Below are 20,751 nucleotides of genomic sequence, written 5' to 3'. Positions count from 1 at the left end.
GGCGACGAAGCCCGGCTGATCCGACCGCCGCCGGTAGGTCAGATGTCGACGGTGAGCTCGTGCCGCGGGTTGAGGTCGTCCGGGCCGCCGTAGTTGCCGCCCGCGGTGATGATCGTGCCGGCCTCGCCGTCGATCATCTTCGCGACGTCCTGCAGCCGACCGATGGCCGCGAGGTCACCGGTGAGCTCCACGAAGCGGCAGGCCGCCTCGACCTTGGGGCCCATCGATCCCGCGGGCAGATCCATCGCGCGGAGCTGACCAGGCGTCGCCCGCGTGATGGGCTTCTCCGAGTCGGTGCCGAACCCGTCGATGACGTTGGGCACGTCGGTCAGGATGAACAGCGCGTCCGCCTCCAGGGCCTCGGCCAGCCGACCGGCCGTGAGGTCCTTGTCCACGACGGCCTCGATGCCCTTGAGCTTGCCGCGCTCGTCCCGGACGACCGGGATGCCGCCGCCACCGGCGCACACCACGACCGCGCCGGAGGAGAGCAGCAGCCGGATGATCCGCGTCTCGACGACCCGCTGCGGGGTCGGCGAGGCGACGACGCGACGCCAGCCCTTGGTGTCCCGCTTGACGTCCCAGCCGCGCTCCTCGGCCTTGGCCCTGGCCTCCTCCTCGGAGTAGGTCTCGCCGACGAACTTGGTGGGGTTCTTGAACGCCGGGTCGTGCGCCATGACGAGGGTCTGGTTGACCATCGAGGCGACCTGGCGCCCGGGCAGGGAGTTCTGCAGGGACTGCAGCAGCCAGTAGCCGATCATGCCCTGGGTCTGGGCGCCCAGGACGTCGAAGGGATAGGGCTCGCTCAGCGAGGGGTCGTTGGCCGACTCCAGCGCCAGCACACCCACCTGCGGGCCGTTGCCGTGCGTGATGACGAGCTCGTGCTCCTCGGCCAGCGGCGCCAGGGCCTTGGCGGCCTCCTTGGCGCGCGTGAGCTGGATCGCGGCGTCCGGCTTCTCACCGCGCTCGAGCAGGGCGTTGCCGCCCAGGGCGACGACGATGCGCATCGGTCAGTCCCCCAGGGTGGCGACCATGACCGCCTTGATCGTGTGCATGCGGTTCTCGGCCTGGTCGAAGACGATCGACGCGTCGGACTCGAAGACCTCGTCGGTGACCTCGAGGGCCTCCATGCCGGTCGCCTGGAAGATGTCCTCGCCGACCTTGGTGTTGCGGTCGTGGAAGGCCGGCAGGCAGTGCATGAACTTCACGTCCGGGTTGCCGGTGGCCTCCATGAGAGCGGCGTTGACCTGGTAGTCCTTCAGCAGCGCGATGCGCTCGTCCCAGACCTCCTTGGGCTCACCCATGGACACCCACACGTCGGTGTAGAGGTAGTCGCAGCCCTTGACACCCTCGCGGACGTCGTCGGTCACGGTGATGCGGGCGCCGGTGCGCTCGGCGATCTCCTTGGCCTTGCGGACGATCTCGTCGGTGTTCTGCTGCTGCCTGGGGGCGACCATGCGCACGTCCATGCCCAGCATGGCGCCGGAGATCAGCAGCGAGTTGCCGACGTTGTTGCGGGCGTCGCCGAGGAAGGCGAAGGCGATCTCCCGGTCGTGCTTGGTGCTGAACTCCCGCATGGTGAGCTGGTCGGCCAGCATCTGGGTGGGGTGCCACTCGTCGGTCAGGCCGTTCCACACCGGGACGCCGGCGAACTCGCCGAGGGTCTCGACCAGGGTCTGGGAGGAGCCGCGGTACTCGATGCCGTCGTACATCCGGCCGAGGACCCGGGCGGTGTCCTTCATGGACTCCTTGTGGCCGATCTGCGAGCCGCTGGGCTCGAGGTAGGTCACGTTGGCGCCCTGGTCGTAGGCCGCGACCTCGAAGGCGCAGCGGGTGCGGGTGGAGGTCTTCTCGAAGATCAGGGCGATGTTCTTGCCCGTGAGCCGCGGCTGCTCGGTGCCGGCGTACTTCGCACGCTTGAGGTCCATGGAGAGCTGCAGCAAGTGCTGCCACTCCTGGGGCGTGAAGTCCAGCTCCTTGAGGAAGTTGCGGTGGCGCAGGTTGAACGACATCAGATGTCCTCTCGCTCGATCGGGCAGCTCATGCAGCGCGGACCCCCACGGCCCCGGCCAAGCTCGCTTCCCTTGATGGTGACCACCTCCACGCCGTTCGCGCGGAGGAAGTTGTTGCTCGTGATGTTCCGCTCGTAGGCGACCACCACGCCGGGACGGACGGCCAGCACGTTGCAGCCGTCGTCCCACTGCTCCCGCTCCGCCGCCGCCAGGTCCTGGTCGGGCGTGAGGATGCGAAGGTCGTCCAGGCCGATCGCGGCGGCGATCGCCTTGTGCATGTGCTCCGGCTCGTGCGCCGTCACCCGCAGGCGACCGGGCTCGTCGGCCGGGGTCAGGGTGTACGACGGCAGCATCCCGAGGCCGGCGTACTTGGTGAAGGTGTGGTCGTCGACCATCGACATCACGGTGTCCAGGTGCATCACCGCGCGCGCCTTGGGCATCGCGACCGCGACGACCGAGGTGGCCGCCTGCGCGGCGAAGAGCTGCTGCGCCAGCCGCTCGACCGCCTGCGGAGTGGTGCGCTCCGACATACCCACCAGGACCCCGCCGCGGCCCAGGACGTGGACGTCGCCGCCCTCCATCGAGGCCAGGCCGGTGCCGAGCCCGTCGCTCCACCGGGTGAGGGAGTGGTCGCCACCGGACAGCACCGGGTGCCAGTGGTAGATCGCCTCGTAGTGCAGGGACTCGCGCACCCGGGCGAGCATCCGCATCGAGTTGATCGAGACGCCGCCGTAGACCCAGCAGGTGGTGTCCCGCGTGAACAGGTGGTTGGGCAGCGGGGCCAGCATGAAGTCGGACGCGGCCATCGAGCTGAGCACCACGGAGTCCGGGATCCGGGGCATCCGGCAGAACATCTCCTCCTTGGTGATGCCGCCGATGAGCACCTTGGCGAGCTCCTCGGAGCTCATGGCGCTGAGCACCTGCAGCATCGCGTCCAGCGCCTGCGGGCCGAAGACCTCGTCGTCGAGCAGGTGGTCGAAGAGGAACTGGCGGGCCGCGGGATGGTGCAGCGTCTCGGTCAGCACGTCCTGGAGGTAGAGCACCTCGACGTCCAGGTCGCGCAGCGCGCGGGCGAACTCGTCGTGCTCCTTCTGCGCCTCCTCGACCCACGGCAGGTCGTCGAAGAGGAGCGCATCCTTGTTGCTCGGGGTCAGCCGGGCCAGCTCGCGGTCGGGTCGGTGGAGCAGGACCCGACGCAGCTGACCGACCTCGGAGCCGACATAGGCCTGGCGCTCGGTCGTCATGGGAACCTCGTTCATCCTCGGGGCGGCGACCCCGTCCGGCGGCCCTCGGGAGGGCTCGCAGGGCGGCGTCGCTGCCGTTGTCCGTGCCCTATCAAAGCGCAGCGCGACGGCCCTGGGAACACCGGGGGCCGCCCGGGATCCCGCAGGCCAGACCGGTGGTGAGTGTCTATCCCGCGGTATGCCGGGAAAGCGCGAGAAGACACCGATAGGTATGCGTCCGAAGGCATCGCAGGCCCCCCGCGATCCGGGGTTTTCCAGATCACGAATCGGCAACGCGGGAGCGTTCGGACCACCCCCGGGGAAGGGGCTCGCGCGCGAGCCTCCTACGGTGTGGGGGCGCCACACCCATCGGCGCGCGGCCCCCGACGGCGTGGGCCACCGCAGCACCCATCTGATTGGAGGGCCACCCATGGCCACCGCGCACCACCCACCGGCCACCGCGCCGGCGCGAGCGAGTGGGCTCAAGGAGCTCACCGTCCGTGGCGTCATCATCGGCGGGCTCATCACGCTCGTGTTCACCGCGGCCAACGTCTACCTCGGGCTCAAGGTCGGCCTCACCTTCGCCACCTCGATCCCCGCGGCCGTCATCTCCATGGCGATCCTGAGGTTCTTCCGCGACCACACCGTGGTCGAGAACAACATCGTCCAGACCATCGCCTCCGCCGCCGGGACGCTGTCCGCCATCATCTTCGTGCTCCCCGGCCTGGTCATGCTCGGATACTGGAAGGGATTCCCGTACTGGACCACCGTCGGCGTCTGCTTCTTCGGCGGCGTGCTCGGCGTCATGTACTCCATCCCCCTGCGCCGCGCCCTGGTCACCGGCTCCGACCTGCCCTACCCCGAGGGCGTGGCCGCGGCCGAGGTGCTCCGCGTCGGTGACTCCGCCTCCGGCGCGCAGGAGAACAAGCGCGGACTGCAGGTCATCACCGCCTCCGGCCTCGCGGCGTTCTTCTTCATGCTGCTGACCAAGCTCAAGGTCGCGGCGGAGGGCATCAGCAAGGCCGTCCGGGTCGGCTCCGGCGGCACCATGATCGGCTCCAGCCTGTCCCTCGCCCTGATCGGCGTCGGTCACCTCGTGGGCATCACCGTCGGCATCGCGATGATCATCGGCGTGCTGATCTCCTTCGGCGTCATCCTGCCGATGCGCACCGTCGGCCACCTGGCCGACGCCCCGACCCTGCTGAAGTCCATCAACGGCGTCTTCCGCAGCGACGTCCGCATGATCGGCGCCGGCACCATGGCCGTCGCCGCCCTGTGGACGCTGTTCAAGATCATCGGCCCCATCGTCAAGGGCGTCCGCGACGCCCTCGCCTCCACCAACGCGCGTGCGGCCGGCCAGGAGGTCGACATCACCGAGCGCGACCTGTCCATGAAGGTCGTCATCGGCACCACCCTCGCCTCGATGCTCCCCATCGGTGCGCTGCTGTGGCTCTTCACGCGAGGCACCCCGCTCGAGGGCGGCGCCGTCGGCCTGGTCGTCACCGCGATCATCTACATCCTGCTCGTCGGCCTCTTCGTCGCCTCCGTCTGCGGCTACATGGCCGGTCTGATCGGTGCTTCCAACTCGCCCATCTCCGGCGTCGGCATCATCGTGGGCGTGACCTGCGCACTGCTGGTCAAGGCGGTGCACGGCTCCGGCACCGGCGCCACCACCGAGGCGCTGGTCGCCTACACGCTGTTCACCACGGCGATCGTCTTCGGCGTCGCCACCATCTCCAACGACAACCTGCAGGACCTCAAGACCGGCCAGCTCGTCGGGGCCACCCCCTGGAAGCAGCAGGTCGCCCTGATCATCGGTGTCGGCTTCGGCGCCGCGATCATCCCGCCCATCCTGGGCCTGATGAACAACACCTTCGGCTTCGTCGGCGCCCCCGGCGCCAGGGAGAACGCGCTCGCCGCACCGCAGGCCTCGCTCATCTCCACCCTGGCCAAGGGCGTGCTGGGCGGCGGCCTGGACTGGGGCCTGCTGGGCCTCGGCGCCCTCGTCGGTGTCGCCGTCGTCGCGATCGACGAGGTCCTCAAGGCGACCAGCCACGGTCGTCGCTCGCTGCCGCCGCTGGCGGTCGGCATGGGCATGTACCTGCCCATCGACCTGACGCTGATGATCCCCCTGGGCGCTCTGATCGGTCACTTCTACGAGCGTTGGGCCGACCGTCGCCACAACCCCGAGGGCGCCAAGCGTCTGGGCACCCTGCTCGCCACCGGCCTGATCGTCGGTGAGTCGCTGTTCGGCGTGCTCTTCGCGGGCATCGTCTACCTGCGCGACACGGACGCCCCGCTCGCGATCATGGGCGAGGACTTCGAGCCCACCGCCGAGATCCTCGGTGCGCTCCTCTTCGCCGCCGTCATCGCCGCGCTGTACCTCTGGGTCAAGCGGGTCGCGAGCCGCGCGGACACCGACGTGCCCGCCCGCGTGGAGACGCGCGCCTGACCAGCCCCGGCTGATCGACCCCGGCCGGTCGACCCCGGCCAGGAGAACCTCAGGAGGGCCCCGCTCGTGCGGGGCCCTCCTGCCGTCTCCGGTCTGCATCCCCACCTGGGTCGGCGCTCGCGTCCTGGCCCCACCGCCCGCGACGGCGCCTACCGTAGGGCCCATGCCCACCCCCGCCGAGTCCCACCAGCAGCAGGACGAGCGGACCGAGCCCGCGCAGGCGTACCCCTGCCGGCGCGTCGAGCGCCGCGAGCACCTCACCGAGGTGCTGCTGCTGCTCGGTCTCTCGCTCGGGTCCTCCGCGATCTATGCCGTCCTCAGCCTGACCGAGCGCCTGACGCGCCACGTCGCGCTGGACAAGCAGACCTCCCACCTCAACTCCTCGGTCACCCCGGACCGGCCGTGGCTCGACCTGGCCTACCAGCTGGCCGGCGTCGGGCTCGGGGTCGTCGCGCCGGCCATGGCGGTCTTCCTCCTCCGGCACCGGCGCCCGCCCGAGGACCCCCGCGTCGGCGTGGACCGCAGCCAGCCGCTGCGCGACCTGGCGCGCGGCGCCGGGCTGGCCGCCCTCATCGGCATACCGGGGCTGGGCCTGTATCTCGTGGGCCGCCAGCTAGGGATCACCACCCAGGTCGCTGCCGCCAACCTCGGTCAGACCTGGTGGGCGATCCCGGTCCTGTGCCTGTCCGCGCTGCAGAACGCGCTGCTGGAGGAGGTCGTGGTGGTGGCGTACCTGCTGACCCGGCTGCGCCAGGCGGGTGTGCCGGACCGGGCGGCCCTGATGGTCAGCGCGGTGCTGCGCGGCAGCTACCACCTCTACCAGGGCATCGGGCCGTTCTTCGGCAACGTGGTGATGGGCGTGGTGCTCGGGCTGGCCTACCGCCGCTGGGGCCGGGTGCTGCCGCTGGTGGTCGCCCACACCATCCTCGACGTGGTGGCCTTCGTGGGGTACGCGCTGCTCCGGGGACACCTGGGCTGGCTCTGACGTACCGCACCCCGGCAGGCCGAGCCGTCGGGCCGTCGCCCTGCCCGGTTCACATCACCTGGGGGACCGGAGCGAGGCATTCGACGGATCGTCACCAACAGGTGGTGACAGATCCGTGAGCTTCTGCCACGCCACCTGACCCATCAGGGTGCAACCTTCACAGTCCGCACTCCTTCATTGCCCGTTGTGCGACGATTTGGTTGCATCATGAACGACTTTTGAGCCCGGACCCCCCTGTCGCCGGGCACCGGGAAGAGGCACCACGTGACCCAGACCTACGGCCGCCACCGCGGCTCCACCATGCAGGACAAGGCCGGCAACATCGCGGCCGGGCTGATCGCCGTCGCCGCCCTCGGCGGGGCCGGCGTGATCGCGGTCCAGTCCCGGTCCGGGTCCGGTGCCCCGTCCGGCGAGCGCACGGAGTCGGTCGCCCCGGCCGCCGGCGTCCGGGCCGCGACCGCCACCGGCGGTGCCATCGCGTCCCCGCGCGCCGCCTGCCCGGACGCGACCGACCTCTACGCCCCCGGGGACCTGGGCTCGGCTCTCACCCAGGCCATCGAGCGCTACCGGATCGCCAGGGGCAAGGACTGCAGCCCCGTGCAGGTCCAGCCGACGACCGGACCGGCTGCGCTGGCCGACACCCTCGGAACGGACCGGGCCGGACTCTGGCTGGCCCGCGGAGACGCGGACGTCGCCGCGCTGCCCGCAACGGTCCGGCGTGGGCGGCCGACCGTGGTGGCCGGCACCCCTGTCGTCCTGGCCATGCCGGCCCCGCTCGCCGACGCGTGGGGCTGGCCCACGACCGCGATCACCACCTCGACCTGGCGCAGCTGGATGCTCGACCGCACCACCTGGGCCACCTCCGGTCACCCGCAGTGGGGAACCTTCTCGGTGCAGATGGCCGACCCGGTCGCCAGCCCCACCTCCGCGCTCGGCTTCGCCACGATGATGACGCTGGCCAACGGCGGGCCTCTGACGGACGCACCCGACTACACCGGCGGCGACGAGCGCTCGCTGGCGCTCATCAAGACCGAGCACCACATCCGGTCGGTCGTGCCCGACGACGCGAGCGTCCTGCCCGGGCGCGACCAGACGCTGGCCCAGATCGCCCGACAGGCCTCGGCCTACCTCACCACCGAGCGGGCCGTCGCCGCCCACAACGCCACCAACCCCACCGTCCCCCTGGTGGCGCTGCCCCTGGGTGCCGGCGCCGCGTCGGTGCCGCTGGTCATCCTGTCCGTGGGGTCGATCACCGACGGCACCAAGGGCGTCACCACCGCCGAGGACTTCCGCACCTGGCTCGCCTCCGATGCGGGCGGCACCGCCCTGCGCGCGGCGGGCCTGCGCGCCCCCGACGGCACCGCCCCCACCGACAAGCCGGTCGGCGTCGCCTACGCCGCAGCCCCGCTGAAGCCGCAGGCCGTGCCCGCCCAGGCCCTGAGCACGGCCGCCAAGACCTTCTCGGTGATGCACACCCGCATCTCCTCCCTGGCGCTGATCGACGCCTCGGGCTCCATGAACCAGAAGTTCGCGGGCGCGGACATCAGCCGGATCGACCTGGTCCGCAGCCTGTCGGCGGCCACCTACCGCACCGCCTCCCCCCGGGCGCGGTCGGGCGTGTGGTTCTTCCACACCGCGGACGGCGGGACACCGCTGATCGAGCGGGCAACCACCCTGGACGTCAACGAGACGACGGCAGGCGGCGTCCCGCACAGCGGGCAGGTCATCACCGCGGTCAAGGGCGTCACGGTGCGCGGCGGTACCCCGCTCTACCAGGCCGTGCGGGAGGCGTACGACTACACCCGGAGCCGCTACGACCCGCACTACGTCAACCAGCTGGTGGTGCTCTCCGACGGGGCCAACCGGGACAGCACCAGCCCGGACACGCTGGCCGATCTCCTGAGGCACCTGCAGCAGGCCCAGGACCCCCGGCGGCCGGTCCGCATCATCTGCCTCGGGTATGGCGCGGAGGCGGACATGGGCGCGCTGCAGGCCATCGCCTCCGCGACGGGCGGCCGAGCCGCGCAGGTCGGGTCCCCGGCGCAGATGCCCGCCGCGGTGAAGTTCGCGCTCTTCTCCCTCTGAACGACCCCGACCCCGCGCCAGGCCCGGCCACCTCTCGTCGGTGGTCGGGCCCGGCGGCATACCGCCTGGGACGGACCACGGGCAGACCCGGGGAGGCAGGCCGCGGCACCCCGGGCCGCACGCCCCGGAGGACACGGCAAGAGCCGACCTCCGCAGGGAGGCCGGCCCTTGCCGGGTGCTACCAGGTCCGAGCCGTGCTCCGACGGGGTGACAGGTCAGATCAACCGATCTTGCCGTCGTTGTCGCGGTCCAGCTTGTCCTTGATCTTGTCGCCCAGGCCGACCTTGCCGTCGCGGTCGTAGTCGACGCCCTCGACGCCGTCGTGCTCGACGGTGATCTCCTCCTTGCGGAGGTCCTCGGAGACCTGCTGCTGCTCGGTGACGCGCTCCTTGCCGAGCGAGACCTGCTCCTTGGCGACGACGTTCTTGTCGACGACGACCTCCTCCTCGTGCAGGCGGACCTCGGCGACCTCGTCGCCACCGATGCGGGCGTCGCCCACGTGACCGTCACGGATGGGGGTGCGCTCGACACGCACCTCCTCGCGGGTGACGGGGACGGTGACGGTCTCGCGCTCGGTGCGGACGTGCTTGCGCAGGCGGACGGTGCCGGCCTCGCGCTCACGGGTGGCGACGCGCAGCTCCTCCTCGGAGCGGGTCATCGTGCCCTCGGCGCGGGCGTGGTCGGCGACCAGACGGGCGTCGGCGTCGCCGTCCGCACCGTGGTCGGCGCCGTGGTCGTTGCGAACACCGGCGGTGGCGTCGGCGTCGTGGGTGGTGCCGGCGAAGGCAGCGGTGGTGTCCGTGTCGTAGTCGCGGCCGTAGTAGCGGTAGAGCTCACGCTCCTCGTCGGCCTCCAGGTGACGGTCGGCGTCGACGCGGGGGGCGTCCTTGACCTTCTCCTTGGAGAAGGGGACGCGGATGGTGTCGCCCTCGACGGTGGCGTCGTCCAGCGGGATGAAGGTGCTGGAGGTGCCGAACAGGCCCGTGTTGACGGTGACCCAGGACGGGCGACCGGTGCGGTCGTCGTTGTAGACGTCGCCGACCTTGCCGATCTTGTCGCCGTTGTTGTCGACGACGACGCCGTTCAGGATCTGCTCGATGTGCTCGTTGGAGAACATGCTGGGGTCCGCCTCTCGTTGGTAACCAGATACGTGGTGGGAAGCAACCCCCCGGCTGGCCGAGGACCACGGTGCTTCACTGACCAGACCAATGCCCAGGGTGACGACCCGGCAAACCTGGGAACCGAAAATTCCAGGATATTTCCAGGTCGTGGACATCGCGCCAGGTCACCGTGGGGGGACGGCTGGGTCAGCGGGCTCGGACACCGCCGTCACCACGGGCCGCAGGTCGAGCCACCACTGGTCGCGGGGCCGCCGGTGGACCAGGTCCATCAGGTCAGGCATCCGGGCGACGGGGGTCGAGCGGACCCGACCCCGGACCAGCCCGACCAGCTGCGCGGCGTCCCCGTCGGCGGTCAGCTCCTCGGTCAGCAGGTCGACGGCGTGCGCGACGAGCCGGGTGGCCAGCACCCGGTCGAAGGGCGAGGGGTCCCCGCCCTGCTGGACGTGCCCGAGGACCGCCTGGCGGACGTCGTACCGCTCCCCGCCCTCCTGGTCGAAGAGCCGCGCGAGGAAGTCCATGGTGTACTGCTCGCTCGCCCGCTCGCCCCGGACGGCGAGGAACAGCCGCCGCCCGTGGTCGAAGGACGCGCGCAGCCGCTCGACGTCCCGCTGGAGGTCGTCCAGGGTGATCCCCTCCTCGGGGAGGTAGACCCGCTCGGCGCCCCCCGCCAGCCCGCCCATCAGCGCCAGGTAGCCGCAGTGGCGCCCCATCGTCTCGACCACGAAGCACCGCCGCCTGGCCGACGCCGACTGCTTGATGCGGTCGATGGAGTCCACGACCACGTTGAGGGCAGTGTCGGCGCCGATCGCGAGCTCGGAGGCCGGCAGGTTGTTGTCGATCGACGCGGGCACGCAGACCGTCGGGATCCGAAAGGCCGGGTAGCGGTCCCGCTCCTGCCACAGCAGGTGCGCGCCCTGGTAGGCGTTCCACCCGCCGATGACCAGCAGCGCGTCGATGCGGTGCTCCTCCAGGGCCCGGCCGATGGAGTAGAGGTGCTCGATCTCCGGCACCCCGCGCCGGATCCCGAGCTCCGCGCCGCCGAGGGCCGTCCACCCCTCCACGTCCGCCCAGGACAGCTCGGCGACCTTGCCGTCCCGCAGGCCGGGGAAGCCGCCCCGGATGCCGAGCATCGTGTGACCGCGGTCGATGCCGAGGCGCACGGCCGCGCGGGCCGCGGTGTTCATGCCGGGCGCGAGGCCCCCGGCGTGCAGGATGCCGATCCGGCGGGGCTCGCCGTCGACGTGCGGCGTCGGGGGCTCCGACATCTCGGTGAAGATCTGGGTCATCTCGGTGAACGAGCCACCACGCAGCGCCATCGCCCGGTCGTAGTCACCGCGCTCGATGGCCGCCGGGACCTCGCGCGTGCGCTCCACGGCCTGCACCAGCGGGACCCGGGCGATGCGGTTGCCGCGGATGCCGATGACGTGCCCCTCGGTCTCGGGGGTGGCCGACAGCACCTCGTGGGCGGCGGCGTAGCCCAGCCAGGTCGACGCCCACCGGTCGAAGGCGCTCGGTCGCCCGCCGCGCTGCACGTGACCCAGGATCGTCACCCGGGTGTCCTCCCCCAGCCGCTGCTCGAGCGTCTCCCGCACGTAGGCCGCGCTGATCGGTGCCCCCGACCGGTCCTGCGCGCCCTCGGCGACGACCACGATCGAGTCGCGCCGCCCGGCCTCGCGCCCACGGCGCAGCTCGGCGCACATCCGGTCCTCCCAGCCCTCGGCGGGCGGGTGCTCGGGGATGAGCGCGTAGTCGCAGCCGCCCGCGATCGCGGACATCAGCGTGAGATAGCCGCAGTGCCGGCCCATCACCTCCACGACGAACGAGCGCTGGTGGCTGGCCGCGGTGCTCGCGATCGCGTCGATCGCGTCGACGATGCGGTGCAGGGCCGAGTCCGCACCGATGGTCATGTCGGTGCCGACCAGGTCGTTGTCGATGCTGCCGACCAGGCCCGCGATCATCAGGGCCGGGTGCGCGTCGGCGGTCTCCCGGGCGACCTGCCCGGCGGCGACCAGGTCGGCGAGCAGCTCCGGCCACTCGGCCCGGAAGAGGTCCAGCCCGCTGAGGCTGCCGTCCCCGCCGATCACCACGAGCCGGTCGATGCCGCGCTCGAGCAGGTGCCGGGCCGCCGCCATACGGCCCCCTCGCTCGCGGAAGTCCTTGCTGCGGAAGGTGCCGATCATCGTGCCGCCGCGGTGCAGCACGTTGCCCACGTCGTCCCAGCCGACCTGCCGGATGCCGTCCCCGCCGTCGACCATGCCCTGGTAGCCCTCGTAGATCGCGAAGACCTCGGCGCCCAGGTGCAGGGCGGTCCGGACGGCCGCGCGGACCGCGGCGTTCATCCCCTGGGCGTCACCGCCGCTGGTCAGGATGCCGATCCGCCTGCCGGTGCCGTCGACCGGGGTGGCGAGCACCTCCTGCGCGGACACCGTCTCGGCGCCCGGCTGCGGGGGCGCGTCGATCGGCTCGGTGACGATGTGCGGGACCTGCTCCATGACTGCCTCCGGGAGGTATGACGGGTGCCGCACCATCCAACCGCCCGCACGTGAACGCGACGTGACCGGGGTGGGTGGGGCCGCCGCCACCTCACCCCCGGGGCAGCGGCACGATCACGGGTCCGCCGTGGGGGGCGTCCAGGTCGACGTGGCAGGCGATGTCGTAGGTGCGGGCCAGCGTCTGGGGGGTGAGCACCTGGCGGACCGGGCCCTCGGCCACCAGGCGACCGGCGCGCAGGAGCAGCACGTGGTCGGCGTAGGCCGCGGCCTGGGACAGGTCGTGCAGCACGGCGACCACGGTGCGACCGGCGTCCCGCAGCGCGGCGCACAGGTCCAGCAGCGCGTACTGGTGGGCCAGGTCGAGGAAGGTGGTCGGCTCGTCGAGGAGCACCACCGGGGTGTCCTGCGCGAGCACGAGCGCCAGCCAGGCGCGCTGGCGCTGCCCGCCGGACAGGTCGGTCAGGGGGCGGTCGGCCAGGTCGCGGACGTGGGCCTGGGTCATGGCGCGCTCGACGGCCGCCTCGTCGCCCGGTCCCGCGGCGCGAAGCCAGGAGCGGTGCGGGTGGCGCCCGCGCCGCACCAGGTCGGCCACGGTCAGCCCGGGCGGCACGGGCGGCTGCTGGGGCAGCAGCCCGACGGTGCGGGCCAGCTCGCGTCGGGTGTGCGCGCCCAGGGCCCGCTCGCCGACGACGACCGTGCCGGCATGCGGGGCGAGGATCCCCGCCACGGTGCGCAGCAGGGTGGACTTGCCGCACCCGTTGGGCCCGAGGACGGCGGTGAGGCCGCCCGCGGGGAGGGCGGCCGTGACGTCGTCGACGGCGACCAGGTCGCCATGGCGCACGGTCACGCCGGTCAGCCGGATCGGCAGGCTCATGGGGTCCTCCGGGACTGGGGGTTCACAGGGTGCCTCGCCGCCACTGCTGCCCCAGGGTGAGGGCGAGGACCCCGGCGCCGAGGGCGGCGGTGACCACGCCGACGGGCAGTCCCGCGACGGGCGGCGCCTGCTGGACGGCGAGGTCGGCGGTCGAGACGACGAGCGCGCCCGTGAGCGCGGCGGTCAGCAGCGGCTCCCGGCCGAGAGCCCGGCGGGCGATCTGCGGGGCGGCGAGCGCGACGAAGGTGATCGGGCCGGCCACGGCAACGGCCGCCGCGGTGAGCGCGACCGACAGCGCGGTGGCGACGGTGCGGGTCACGTCGGGACGGCCGCCGAGGCCGTGGGCGGCGTCGTCGCCGAGGACGAGCAGCGCCAGGCGCCGCCGGATCGTCAGGGCCACGGTGGCGAGCACCGCCAGGGCGGCGCCGACGCCGAGCGCCTGGTCCCAGGTGCGGGCGGACAGGCTGCCGGTCAGCGCGGCGGTGAGCGCGGTGGCCTCCTCGCGCCGGACGACCAGCAGGAGGTGGTGGGTGACGGCCCCGGCGATCGCCGTCGTGCCGATGCCCGCCACGATCACCGCCGACGGCAGGCGGTATCCGCGCCCGGTGGCCGCGTGCACCGCGACGGCCGCGAGCGCCGCGCCCAGGACGGAGCCCGCGGCGGTCGGTGCGTCGAGGAGCACCGCGGCGACGACGGCCCCGGCGCCGGCCCCGGCCGTGACGCCGAGGACGTCCGGGGTGACCAGGACGTTGCCGGTGGCCCGCTGCAGCAGCGCCCCGGCGAGCCCGAGGCAGGCCCCGGCGCCCAGGCCGACGACGAGGCGGGGGCCGCGCAGGCGGCGCAGCACCAGGCTGCCGTCCCCGGTCAGCAGGTCCTGCCACGCTGCGGGCTGCTGCGCGGGAGGTATGCCGAGCCGGCCGGCGGCGAGCGTGACCACCGCGACGCCGGCCAGCAGGGCGAGCAGGAGCAGGACGACGAGCGGGGCGCGGCGGACGGTCACAGCACCCCCCGGCGTCGGCGGAGCAGGCCGAGCAGGAGGGGGCCGCCGAGGACGGCGGTGACCACGCCGACCGGCACCTCGCCGGGGCGGGCGACGACCCGGCCGAGGACGTCGGCCCCGAGGAGGACGACCGGTCCGAGGGCGGCCGAGACCAGCAGCTGTCGGCGGGCCGAGCCGCCGGCCAGGGCTCGCGCCAGGTGCGGGACGGCCAGGCCGACGAAGGCGACCGGGCCGGCGAGGGCCACGGTGGCGGCGGTGAGCGCGGCGACGGCGGTGAGCACCAGCGCCCGCAGCCGGGCCGGGCGGTGACCGAGGGAGGCGGCCGTCTCGTCGCCGAGGGCCAGGGCGTCCAGGCCGCGGCCCGTCGCCACGAGCCCGAGGAGACCGGCGCCGAGGGCGGCGAGGACGGGCCAGGTGACGCCGGTGGCACCGGACAGCGAGCCGGCCCCCCAGTAGCGCAGGGCCTCGAAGGCCGCCGGGCTGCGCAGCGACACGGCCTGGCTGCCTGCCGTCAGCGCGGCGGACACCACGGCGCCGGCGAGCAGGAGGCGGGCGCCCGACGGCTCGCGGCCGCCGGCGCCGAGCAGCATCACCGCGGCGGTCGCGAGGAGCGCACCGGCGAAGGCCCCGCCGACGAGCCCCAGGTCGGAGGCCCCGGACAGGGTGATCACGGTGACGATGCCGGCCGAGGCCCCGGCCGAGAGCCCGAGCATGCCGGGGTCGCCGAGCGGGTTGCGGGTCGCCGTCTGCAGGGCCGACCCGGCCGCCGCGAGGGCCGCGCCGCACACCAGTCCGACCCCGGTGCGCGGCACCCGGGTCGCCCAGACCGCCCGGACGTGCTCGTCACCGAGACCGCGCGCCGCGCCCGCCAGCTCCGGCAGGGACACCGGTCGGCTGCCCAGGGCCAGGCTGGCGCCGACGGCGAGGAGCAGCGCCCCGGCGAGGGCGGTGGCGTGCAGCGGTCTCATGTCAGGCGCCGAGCCGGGCGACCTGCGTGGCGATCAGCGGGGTGAGCCGCGGCAGGGCCCACGGGACGGTCAGCGGGTTGATCATCGACATGGCGGTCACCAGCTGCCGGTCGCCGGAGGTGACGACGGTGTCGCGACGCACGGCCGGTATGCCGGCATACAGGGGCTGGGCCAGGACCTGCTTCTTGGAGGCCTCGTCGAGGTACCACGTGAAGATCAGGTCCGAGCCCCGGAGCCGGTCGGCGTTCTCCAGGCCGATGAGGGCGTGGTCGCTGCCGTCGGCGGGCGCGAACGACGCGACCGCGGGGTCGGGGGTCAGGCCGAGCTTGGCGATCATGGCGACGCGCTGCTCGGTGGGCAGGTAGACCCCGAGGGTGCCGGGTCCGGTGGTGTAGACGTACGAGAAGGTCCGGCCCCGGAACTGCGGGTGGGCGGCGGCCGCCTCGGCGAAGCGCGCCTCGATGGCGCGGATCTGCTGCTCCCCCTCCGCGGGCTTGCCGAGGGCCTTGGCCACCACGCGGATCTCGCCGTCCCAGGTCGTGGCCCAGGGGGCCTTCTCGTAGGCCACGGTCGGGGCGATCTCGGACAGCTCGGCGTACTGCTCCTTGGTCACCCCGGACCAGGGGGCCAGGATCAGGTCCGGCCGGAGCTCGGCGATCTTCTCGACCGCCACCTGCTCGCCGCCGGGGAAGGTCGTGGGCAGCGGCTGCCCGGCCTTGGTCACCGCCTCGCGCACCCACGGCAGGTGGCCGTCCTCGTCGGCGCCCCACGCGAAGGTCTCGGTGCCCACGGGGACGGTGCCGAGCGCGACGGCCGTCTCCGCGGCGCCCTGGCCGAGGGTGACGACGCGTCGGGGCGCGGCCGGGATCGTGGTGGTGCCCAGGGCGTGCCGGATCTGCACGGGGAAGGCACCGGAGGACCCGGGGGTGGTGCGGGCGGCGCCGGCCGCGCCGGAGGAGGTGCTCGCCGGGGCGGGGCCGGTGGCCGAGCAGGCGGAGACGAGGGCGACGACGGCGCCGGCGAGCAGCGCCCGACGGCGCAGCGGGGTCGAGAGATGGATCATGGTTCCTTCCGGACGGGACGTGACGGGTCGCTGGTGGGCGGGGCGCGCAGGGGCGTGGCGGGCGGGGACCGCGGTGGCTCAGGGGTGGGTGCGGCCGCGGCGCCAGTAGCCCATGAAGGCCACCCGCTGCCGGGGCCACCCGCGCTCGCCCAGCAGGTGGGCGCGCAGCTCCCGGACGACCGCGCTCTCCCCGGCCAGCCAGGCGTAGTGGGTGCCGGGGCCGGGCTCGGGCTCCTCCCACAGCAGCTCCTCGGGTCCGGACGGGACCGGCGGGTCGGGTCGGTCCCGCTGGCGAGGCCCCGGCGGCGGCGCGGGCCGGCGGGTGTCCCGGACGGCCGTCAGGAGGGCGGCGCCGTGGGGACGGCCGTCGCGGGCGAGCTCGTGCACGGTGACCCCTGCCGGGGCCCGCAGACCCGGACGGTCGTCGGAGGTGGGCACCTCGACGTACACCTGACCGGTCGTGCGTGCCGGGAGCGCCGCCACGATGTTGGCGATCGCGGGCAGCGCCGTCTCGTCGCCCGCCAGGAGGACCTCGGTGGCGGGGCCGGGGCGCCAGGCGATCCCGACCTCGCGGGCGTCCGGGTGGTGCGCCTGGGGCAGGGCGACGGCCAGGCGGTCCCCCGGGACGGCGTCCGCGGCCCACGACCCGGCCGGGCCGGCCCCGTCGTGCAGCACCATCTCGACGTCGACCTCGCGGCGCTGCGGGCGCACCTGCCGGACGGTGTAGGTCCGCACGGGCGGCGGGTCGGCCATGGCCCGCCAGCCCGACCACCAGTCGCGGCCGCGGGGCAGGTCCCTCAGGTCGTCGCCGGCCCGGCGAGGCAGGACCAGCTTGATCCGACGGTCCAGGGTGCGCGGGGCGACCCGGTCGAGGAGGGCACCGGTGAGCGTCACGCGCCGCAGGTGCGGGGACACCTGTCGGACGGCGCTCACCTCGACGTCGTGCAGGCGGTAAGGGGCGATCACCGGGCCGAAGTTAGCACACCCTAAGTTAGGGCCGCCTCACCAGGTGGTCGGCACGCGCGGCTCCCCGGCCCGGGACGAGGATCCGTCGTGGCGGAACCCGTTCGTGCGTGCGCGCAGGTCCCGACTAACCTGTGGTCATGGTTGCCCCGATCGAAGCCCTCACCCCGGCTGTCCAGTCCGCCCTCGTCGCCGCGTTCGGCGAGGACGTCCGCGGGGCCGACCCGGTGCTGCGACCCAGCCAGTTCGCCGACGTGCAGGTCAACGCCGCCATGGCCCTGGCCAAGCGGCTCGGCCGCAAGCCCCGCGACGTCGCCCAGGCGATCGTCGACCACCTCGCCACCGACGGGCCGGTCGCCTCCGCCGAGGTCGCCGGCCCCGGCTTCGTCAACATCACCTTCGCCGACTCCTGGATCGCCGCGCAGGCCCAGGCCGCGCAGGCCGACCCGCGGCTCGGGGTGGCCACCCAGGAGCGGGAGATCATCCCGATCGACTACTCCGCCCCCAACGTCGCCAAGGAGATGCACGTCGGGCACCTGCGCACGACGATCGTCGGCGACTGCCTCGCCCGCACCCTGGAGCACCTTGGCCACCAGGTGATCCGGCAGAACCACGTCGGCGACTGGGGCACCCCCTTCGGGATGCTCGTCGAGCACCTGCTGGAGGTGGGCGAGGACTCCCCCGAGGCCCACGTGGTCGAGACCGACCCCAATGCGTTCTACCAGGCCGCGCGCGTGAAGTTCGACGGCAGCGAGGACTTCGCCGTCCGGGCCCGGGCGCGCGTGGTCAAGCTGCAGGCCGGCGACCCGGAGACCCTGCGCCTGTGGGGCAAGCTCTACGACCTGTCCAAGAGCTACTTCAACCGCGTCTACTCCACCCTCGGCGTGACGCTCACCGACGCGGACCTGGCCGGGGAGTCGGCCTACAACGACGCCCTGCCGGGGATCTGCGCGGACCTGCAGGCCAAGGGGATCGCGACCGAGGACGACGGCGCGCTCGTGGTGTTCCTGCCCGGCTTCACCGGTCGCGAGGACAAGCCGGTGCCGCTGTTCATCCGCAAGTCCGACGGCGGCTACGGCTACGGCACCACCGACGTGGCGACCGTCAAGCACCGGGTCGAGGACCTGCACGCCGACCGGATCCTCTACGTCATCGGGGTCACCCAGTCACTGCACCTGCAGATGGTCTACGAGACCGCGCGGCGGGCGGGCTACCTGCCGGAGCGGGTCGAGGTCGAGCACGTCAAGATCGGCTCGGTGCTCGGCGAGGACCGCAAGATCCTCAAGACCCGGTCGGGCGCCCCGCTGCGGCTGATGTACCTGCTCGACGAGGCCGTGCAGCACGCGCGGGCCTACATCGACCAGGCCCGGCCCGAGCTGCCCGAGGACGAGCGGGCCCGGATCGCCCGCCAGGTCGGGATCGGCGCCGTGAAGTACGCCGACCTGTCCGTGGCGCACGACTCGGACTACGTCTTCGACCTGGACCGGATGCTCGCGCTCACCGGCAACACCGGTCCCTACCTGCAGTACGCCACCGCCCGGATCCGGTCGATCTTCCGCACGCTGATGACCGACCCCGCCGAGCAGGACGCGCCGGTCCTGCTCGCCGAGCCCGCCGAGCGTGAGCTGGCGCTCAAGCTGCTCGACCTCGCCGGGGTCGTGGCGCAGGTCGGCGCGGTCTACGAGCCGCACCGGCTGTGCACCTACCTGTTCGAGCTGGCCCAGACCTTCTCGTCGTTCTACGAGCAGTGCCCGGTGCTCAAGGCCGACCAGGAGGAGACCAAGCAGTCGCGGCTGACCCTGTGCGCGCTGACGTTGCGCACCCTCGTGCAGGGCCTGGACCTGCTCGGGGTGGAGACGCCCGAGCGCATGTGAGGCGTATGCCGACCCGCGGCGGGCGAGCCCTCTGGAGGGGTCGCCCGCCGCGGCGCTTCCGGCCTACCGGAAAGGCTTGTGACAACCTTCACAAGCCCCCTTAGGTAAGCGTAGCCTCAGTGGCATGGCTCACACTCGTCCGCACGTGGTGATCATCGGGTCCGGCTTCGGCGGGCTCTTCGCGGCCCAGGCCCTCAAGGACGTCGACGTGGACGTCACCCTCATCGGCAAGACCGTCTACCACCTCTTCCAGCCGTTGCTCTACCAGGTCGCGACCGGCATCCTCAGCCCCGGCGAGATCGCCCCGAGCACCCGCGAGGTGCTGCGCGGCCAGGACAACGTCACCGTCCTGATGAGCGAGGTCACCGCGATCGACGTGGCTGCCCGCACCGTCACCGCGGAGGCGCTGGCGCACACCACCACCCACCGCTACGACTACCTGCTCGTGGCCGCGGGCGCCGGCCAGTCGTACTTCGGCAACGACCACTTCGCGACCTACGCGCCAGGCATGAAGACCATCGACGACGCACTCGAGCTGCGCGCCCGGATCTTCGGCTCCTTCGAGGTCGCCGAGCTCACCGACGACCCGGCCGAGCGCGAGCGCCTGCAGACCTTCGTGGTCGTCGGGGCCGGCCCCACCGGCGTCGAGATGGCCGGTCAGATCAAGGATCTCGCCGTCCACACCCTCAAGGACGACTTCCGCCGCATCGACCCGACGCAGGCGCGGGTCATCCTGCTCGACGGGGCCTCGGCGGTGCTCGGGTCCTTCGGCGAACGCCTGTCGGTCAAGGCCCGGCGCGAGCTGGAGCGGATCGGCGTGGAGGTCGTCCTCGACGCGCTCGTCACCGACGTGGACGAGGACTCGGTGACCGTCCGGCACCGGGACGGGTCGACGCAGCGGATCGAGGCCGGGTGCAAGGTGTGGGCGGCCGGGGTGCAGGCCAGCCCGCTCGGTCGGCAGCTGGGCGAGCAGACCGGGGCCGAGGTCGACCGGGCGGGGCGGGTGCACGTCGCCCCGGACCTGACGCTGCCCGGCCACCCCGAGATCTTCGTGGTGGGCGACATGATGGCGCTGGACGGGCTGCCGGGGGTCGCCCAGGTGGCGATCCAGGGCGGCCGGCACGCGGCGCGGGTCATCGCCTCGGAGGTCGCCGGGGAGCGGGACCGGTCGCCGTTCCGCTACCAGGACCGCGGGTCCATGGCCGTGATCAGCAAGTTCGGGGCCATCGCGAGCATCGGCCCGCTCAAGCTGACCGGGCTGCCGGCCTGGCTGGCGTGGCTGTTCGTCCACCTGATCAACATCGTCGGCTTCAAGCACCGGGTGACGACGCTGCTGCACTGGGCGATCGCGTTCCTGTCGACCGGGCGGGCGGAGCGCACGACGACCCGGCAGCAGCTCGTGGGGCGGCTCGCGGTCACCCAGCTCGGGAGCGCGTTCCGGCCGACGATCGGGGGGCTGGGCCGCGCGGAGTCGCCGGAGGACTCCGGGGCGACCCGGACCTGACCGGGCCGCCCGCGGGGCGCGCCGTGCGCCCGGCGGGCGGACGAGGTCGGACCGGCGAGGGTGGCGAACCCCCGCAGGGGTGAGCTCGCCACGCCGGGACTGCGCGCCGACCCGACCGACAGCGCCAGATCACGACTG

General features: G+C 73.1%; 15 protein-coding genes. 5 read left to right on the top strand and 10 right to left on the bottom strand.

Annotated features, from left to right (window positions below; genetic code table 11):
- Positions 1 to 38: 38 nt before the first annotated feature.
- Genes ACK2IS_RS00790 through ACK2IS_RS00780 form a run of 3 tightly spaced genes read right to left on the bottom strand, consistent with a single transcriptional unit; the run spans position 39 to position 3,253 of the window.
- Entirely contained in the window at positions 39 to 1,004 is a 966-nt protein-coding gene (locus tag ACK2IS_RS00790; protein ID WP_409484268.1) for a carbamate kinase, read from the bottom strand.
- A 3-nt stretch (positions 1,005 to 1,007) separates the two neighbouring features.
- The gene (gene argF, locus ACK2IS_RS00785) at positions 1,008 to 2,009 is read right to left on the bottom strand and encodes an ornithine carbamoyltransferase (protein WP_409484267.1); all 1,002 of its coding nucleotides are present in this window, start codon (positions 2,007 to 2,009) and stop codon (positions 1,008 to 1,010) included.
- Complete coding sequence (locus ACK2IS_RS00780; protein WP_409484266.1) at positions 2,009 to 3,253, bottom strand: arginine deiminase; 1,245 nt, start codon at positions 3,251 to 3,253, stop codon at positions 2,009 to 2,011. Before ACK2IS_RS00780 ends, argF begins: the two co-directional genes overlap by 1 nt.
- Before the next feature lie 409 nt (positions 3,254 to 3,662).
- Between ACK2IS_RS00780 and ACK2IS_RS00775 the strand changes: the two genes are divergently transcribed.
- The 3 genes from ACK2IS_RS00775 to ACK2IS_RS00765 all read left to right on the top strand — a co-directional run bounded on the left by ACK2IS_RS00775 (position 3,663) and on the right by ACK2IS_RS00765 (position 8,754).
- Entirely contained in the window at positions 3,663 to 5,684 is a 2,022-nt protein-coding gene (locus ACK2IS_RS00775) for an OPT family oligopeptide transporter (protein ID WP_409484265.1), read from the top strand.
- A 163-nt stretch (positions 5,685 to 5,847) separates the two neighbouring features.
- Complete coding sequence (locus tag ACK2IS_RS00770; RefSeq protein ID WP_409484264.1) at positions 5,848 to 6,669, top strand: CPBP family intramembrane glutamic endopeptidase; 822 nt, start codon at positions 5,848 to 5,850, stop codon at positions 6,667 to 6,669.
- Between the two features lie 264 nt (positions 6,670 to 6,933).
- A complete protein-coding gene (locus ACK2IS_RS00765) occupies positions 6,934 to 8,754 on the top strand; it encodes a substrate-binding domain-containing protein (RefSeq protein ID WP_409484263.1) in 1,821 nt (606 codons plus the stop codon).
- 220 nt (positions 8,755 to 8,974) lie between these two features.
- Here the strand turns inward: ACK2IS_RS00765 and ACK2IS_RS00760 are convergent, their stop codons facing one another.
- The 7 genes from ACK2IS_RS00760 to ACK2IS_RS00730 all read right to left on the bottom strand — a co-directional run bounded on the left by ACK2IS_RS00760 (position 8,975) and on the right by ACK2IS_RS00730 (position 17,238).
- Positions 8,975 to 9,871: a DUF2382 domain-containing protein gene (locus tag ACK2IS_RS00760; RefSeq protein ID WP_409484262.1), complete on the bottom strand. Its 897-nt coding sequence runs from the start codon at positions 9,869 to 9,871 to the stop codon at positions 8,975 to 8,977.
- 168 nt (positions 9,872 to 10,039) lie between these two features.
- Positions 10,040 to 12,367 carry a 6-phosphofructokinase gene (locus ACK2IS_RS00755; protein WP_409484261.1) on the bottom strand — a complete coding sequence of 776 codons (2,328 nt, stop codon included), beginning with the start codon at positions 12,365 to 12,367 and terminating at the stop codon, positions 10,040 to 10,042.
- A 91-nt stretch (positions 12,368 to 12,458) separates the two neighbouring features.
- Positions 12,459 to 13,241: an ABC transporter ATP-binding protein gene (locus ACK2IS_RS00750; protein ID WP_409484260.1), complete on the bottom strand. Its 783-nt coding sequence runs from the start codon at positions 13,239 to 13,241 to the stop codon at positions 12,459 to 12,461.
- 22 nt (positions 13,242 to 13,263) lie between these two features.
- On the bottom strand, positions 13,264 to 14,241 hold the full coding sequence (locus ACK2IS_RS00745) for an iron chelate uptake ABC transporter family permease subunit (RefSeq protein ID WP_409484259.1): 978 nt from the start codon (positions 14,239 to 14,241) through the stop codon (positions 13,264 to 13,266).
- Complete coding sequence (locus tag ACK2IS_RS00740; protein ID WP_409484258.1) at positions 14,238 to 15,209, bottom strand: FecCD family ABC transporter permease; 972 nt, start codon at positions 15,207 to 15,209, stop codon at positions 14,238 to 14,240. The genes ACK2IS_RS00745 and ACK2IS_RS00740 overlap by 4 nt, the downstream gene beginning before the upstream one ends.
- A gap of 1 nt (position 15,210) precedes the next feature.
- Entirely contained in the window at positions 15,211 to 16,272 is a 1,062-nt protein-coding gene (locus tag ACK2IS_RS00735; protein ID WP_409484257.1) for an iron-siderophore ABC transporter substrate-binding protein, read from the bottom strand.
- A 78-nt stretch (positions 16,273 to 16,350) separates the two neighbouring features.
- Positions 16,351 to 17,238, bottom strand: coding sequence for a siderophore-interacting protein (locus ACK2IS_RS00730; RefSeq protein WP_409484256.1), 888 nt, complete (start codon positions 17,236 to 17,238; stop codon positions 16,351 to 16,353).
- Positions 17,239 to 17,375: 137 nt separating this feature from the next.
- On the opposite strand from ACK2IS_RS00730, the gene argS reads away from it, so the two are divergent.
- Together argS and ACK2IS_RS00720 are read left to right on the top strand one after the other, a co-directional pair.
- A complete protein-coding gene (gene argS / locus ACK2IS_RS00725; RefSeq protein WP_409484255.1) occupies positions 17,376 to 19,109 on the top strand; it encodes an arginine--tRNA ligase in 1,734 nt (577 codons plus the stop codon).
- Positions 19,110 to 19,233: 124 nt separating this feature from the next.
- Positions 19,234 to 20,613: an NAD(P)/FAD-dependent oxidoreductase gene (locus ACK2IS_RS00720; RefSeq protein WP_409484254.1), complete on the top strand. Its 1,380-nt coding sequence runs from the start codon at positions 19,234 to 19,236 to the stop codon at positions 20,611 to 20,613.
- Positions 20,614 to 20,751 lie beyond the last annotated feature (138 nt).

Origin of the sequence: Arsenicicoccus dermatophilus (assembly GCF_046267915.1) — a bacterium.
Classification (GTDB): domain Bacteria; phylum Actinomycetota; class Actinomycetes; order Actinomycetales; family Dermatophilaceae; genus Arsenicicoccus; species Arsenicicoccus dermatophilus_A.
Note: the sequence above shows the minus strand (reverse complement) of the source record. Positions and strands in the feature narration are given on the sequence as shown.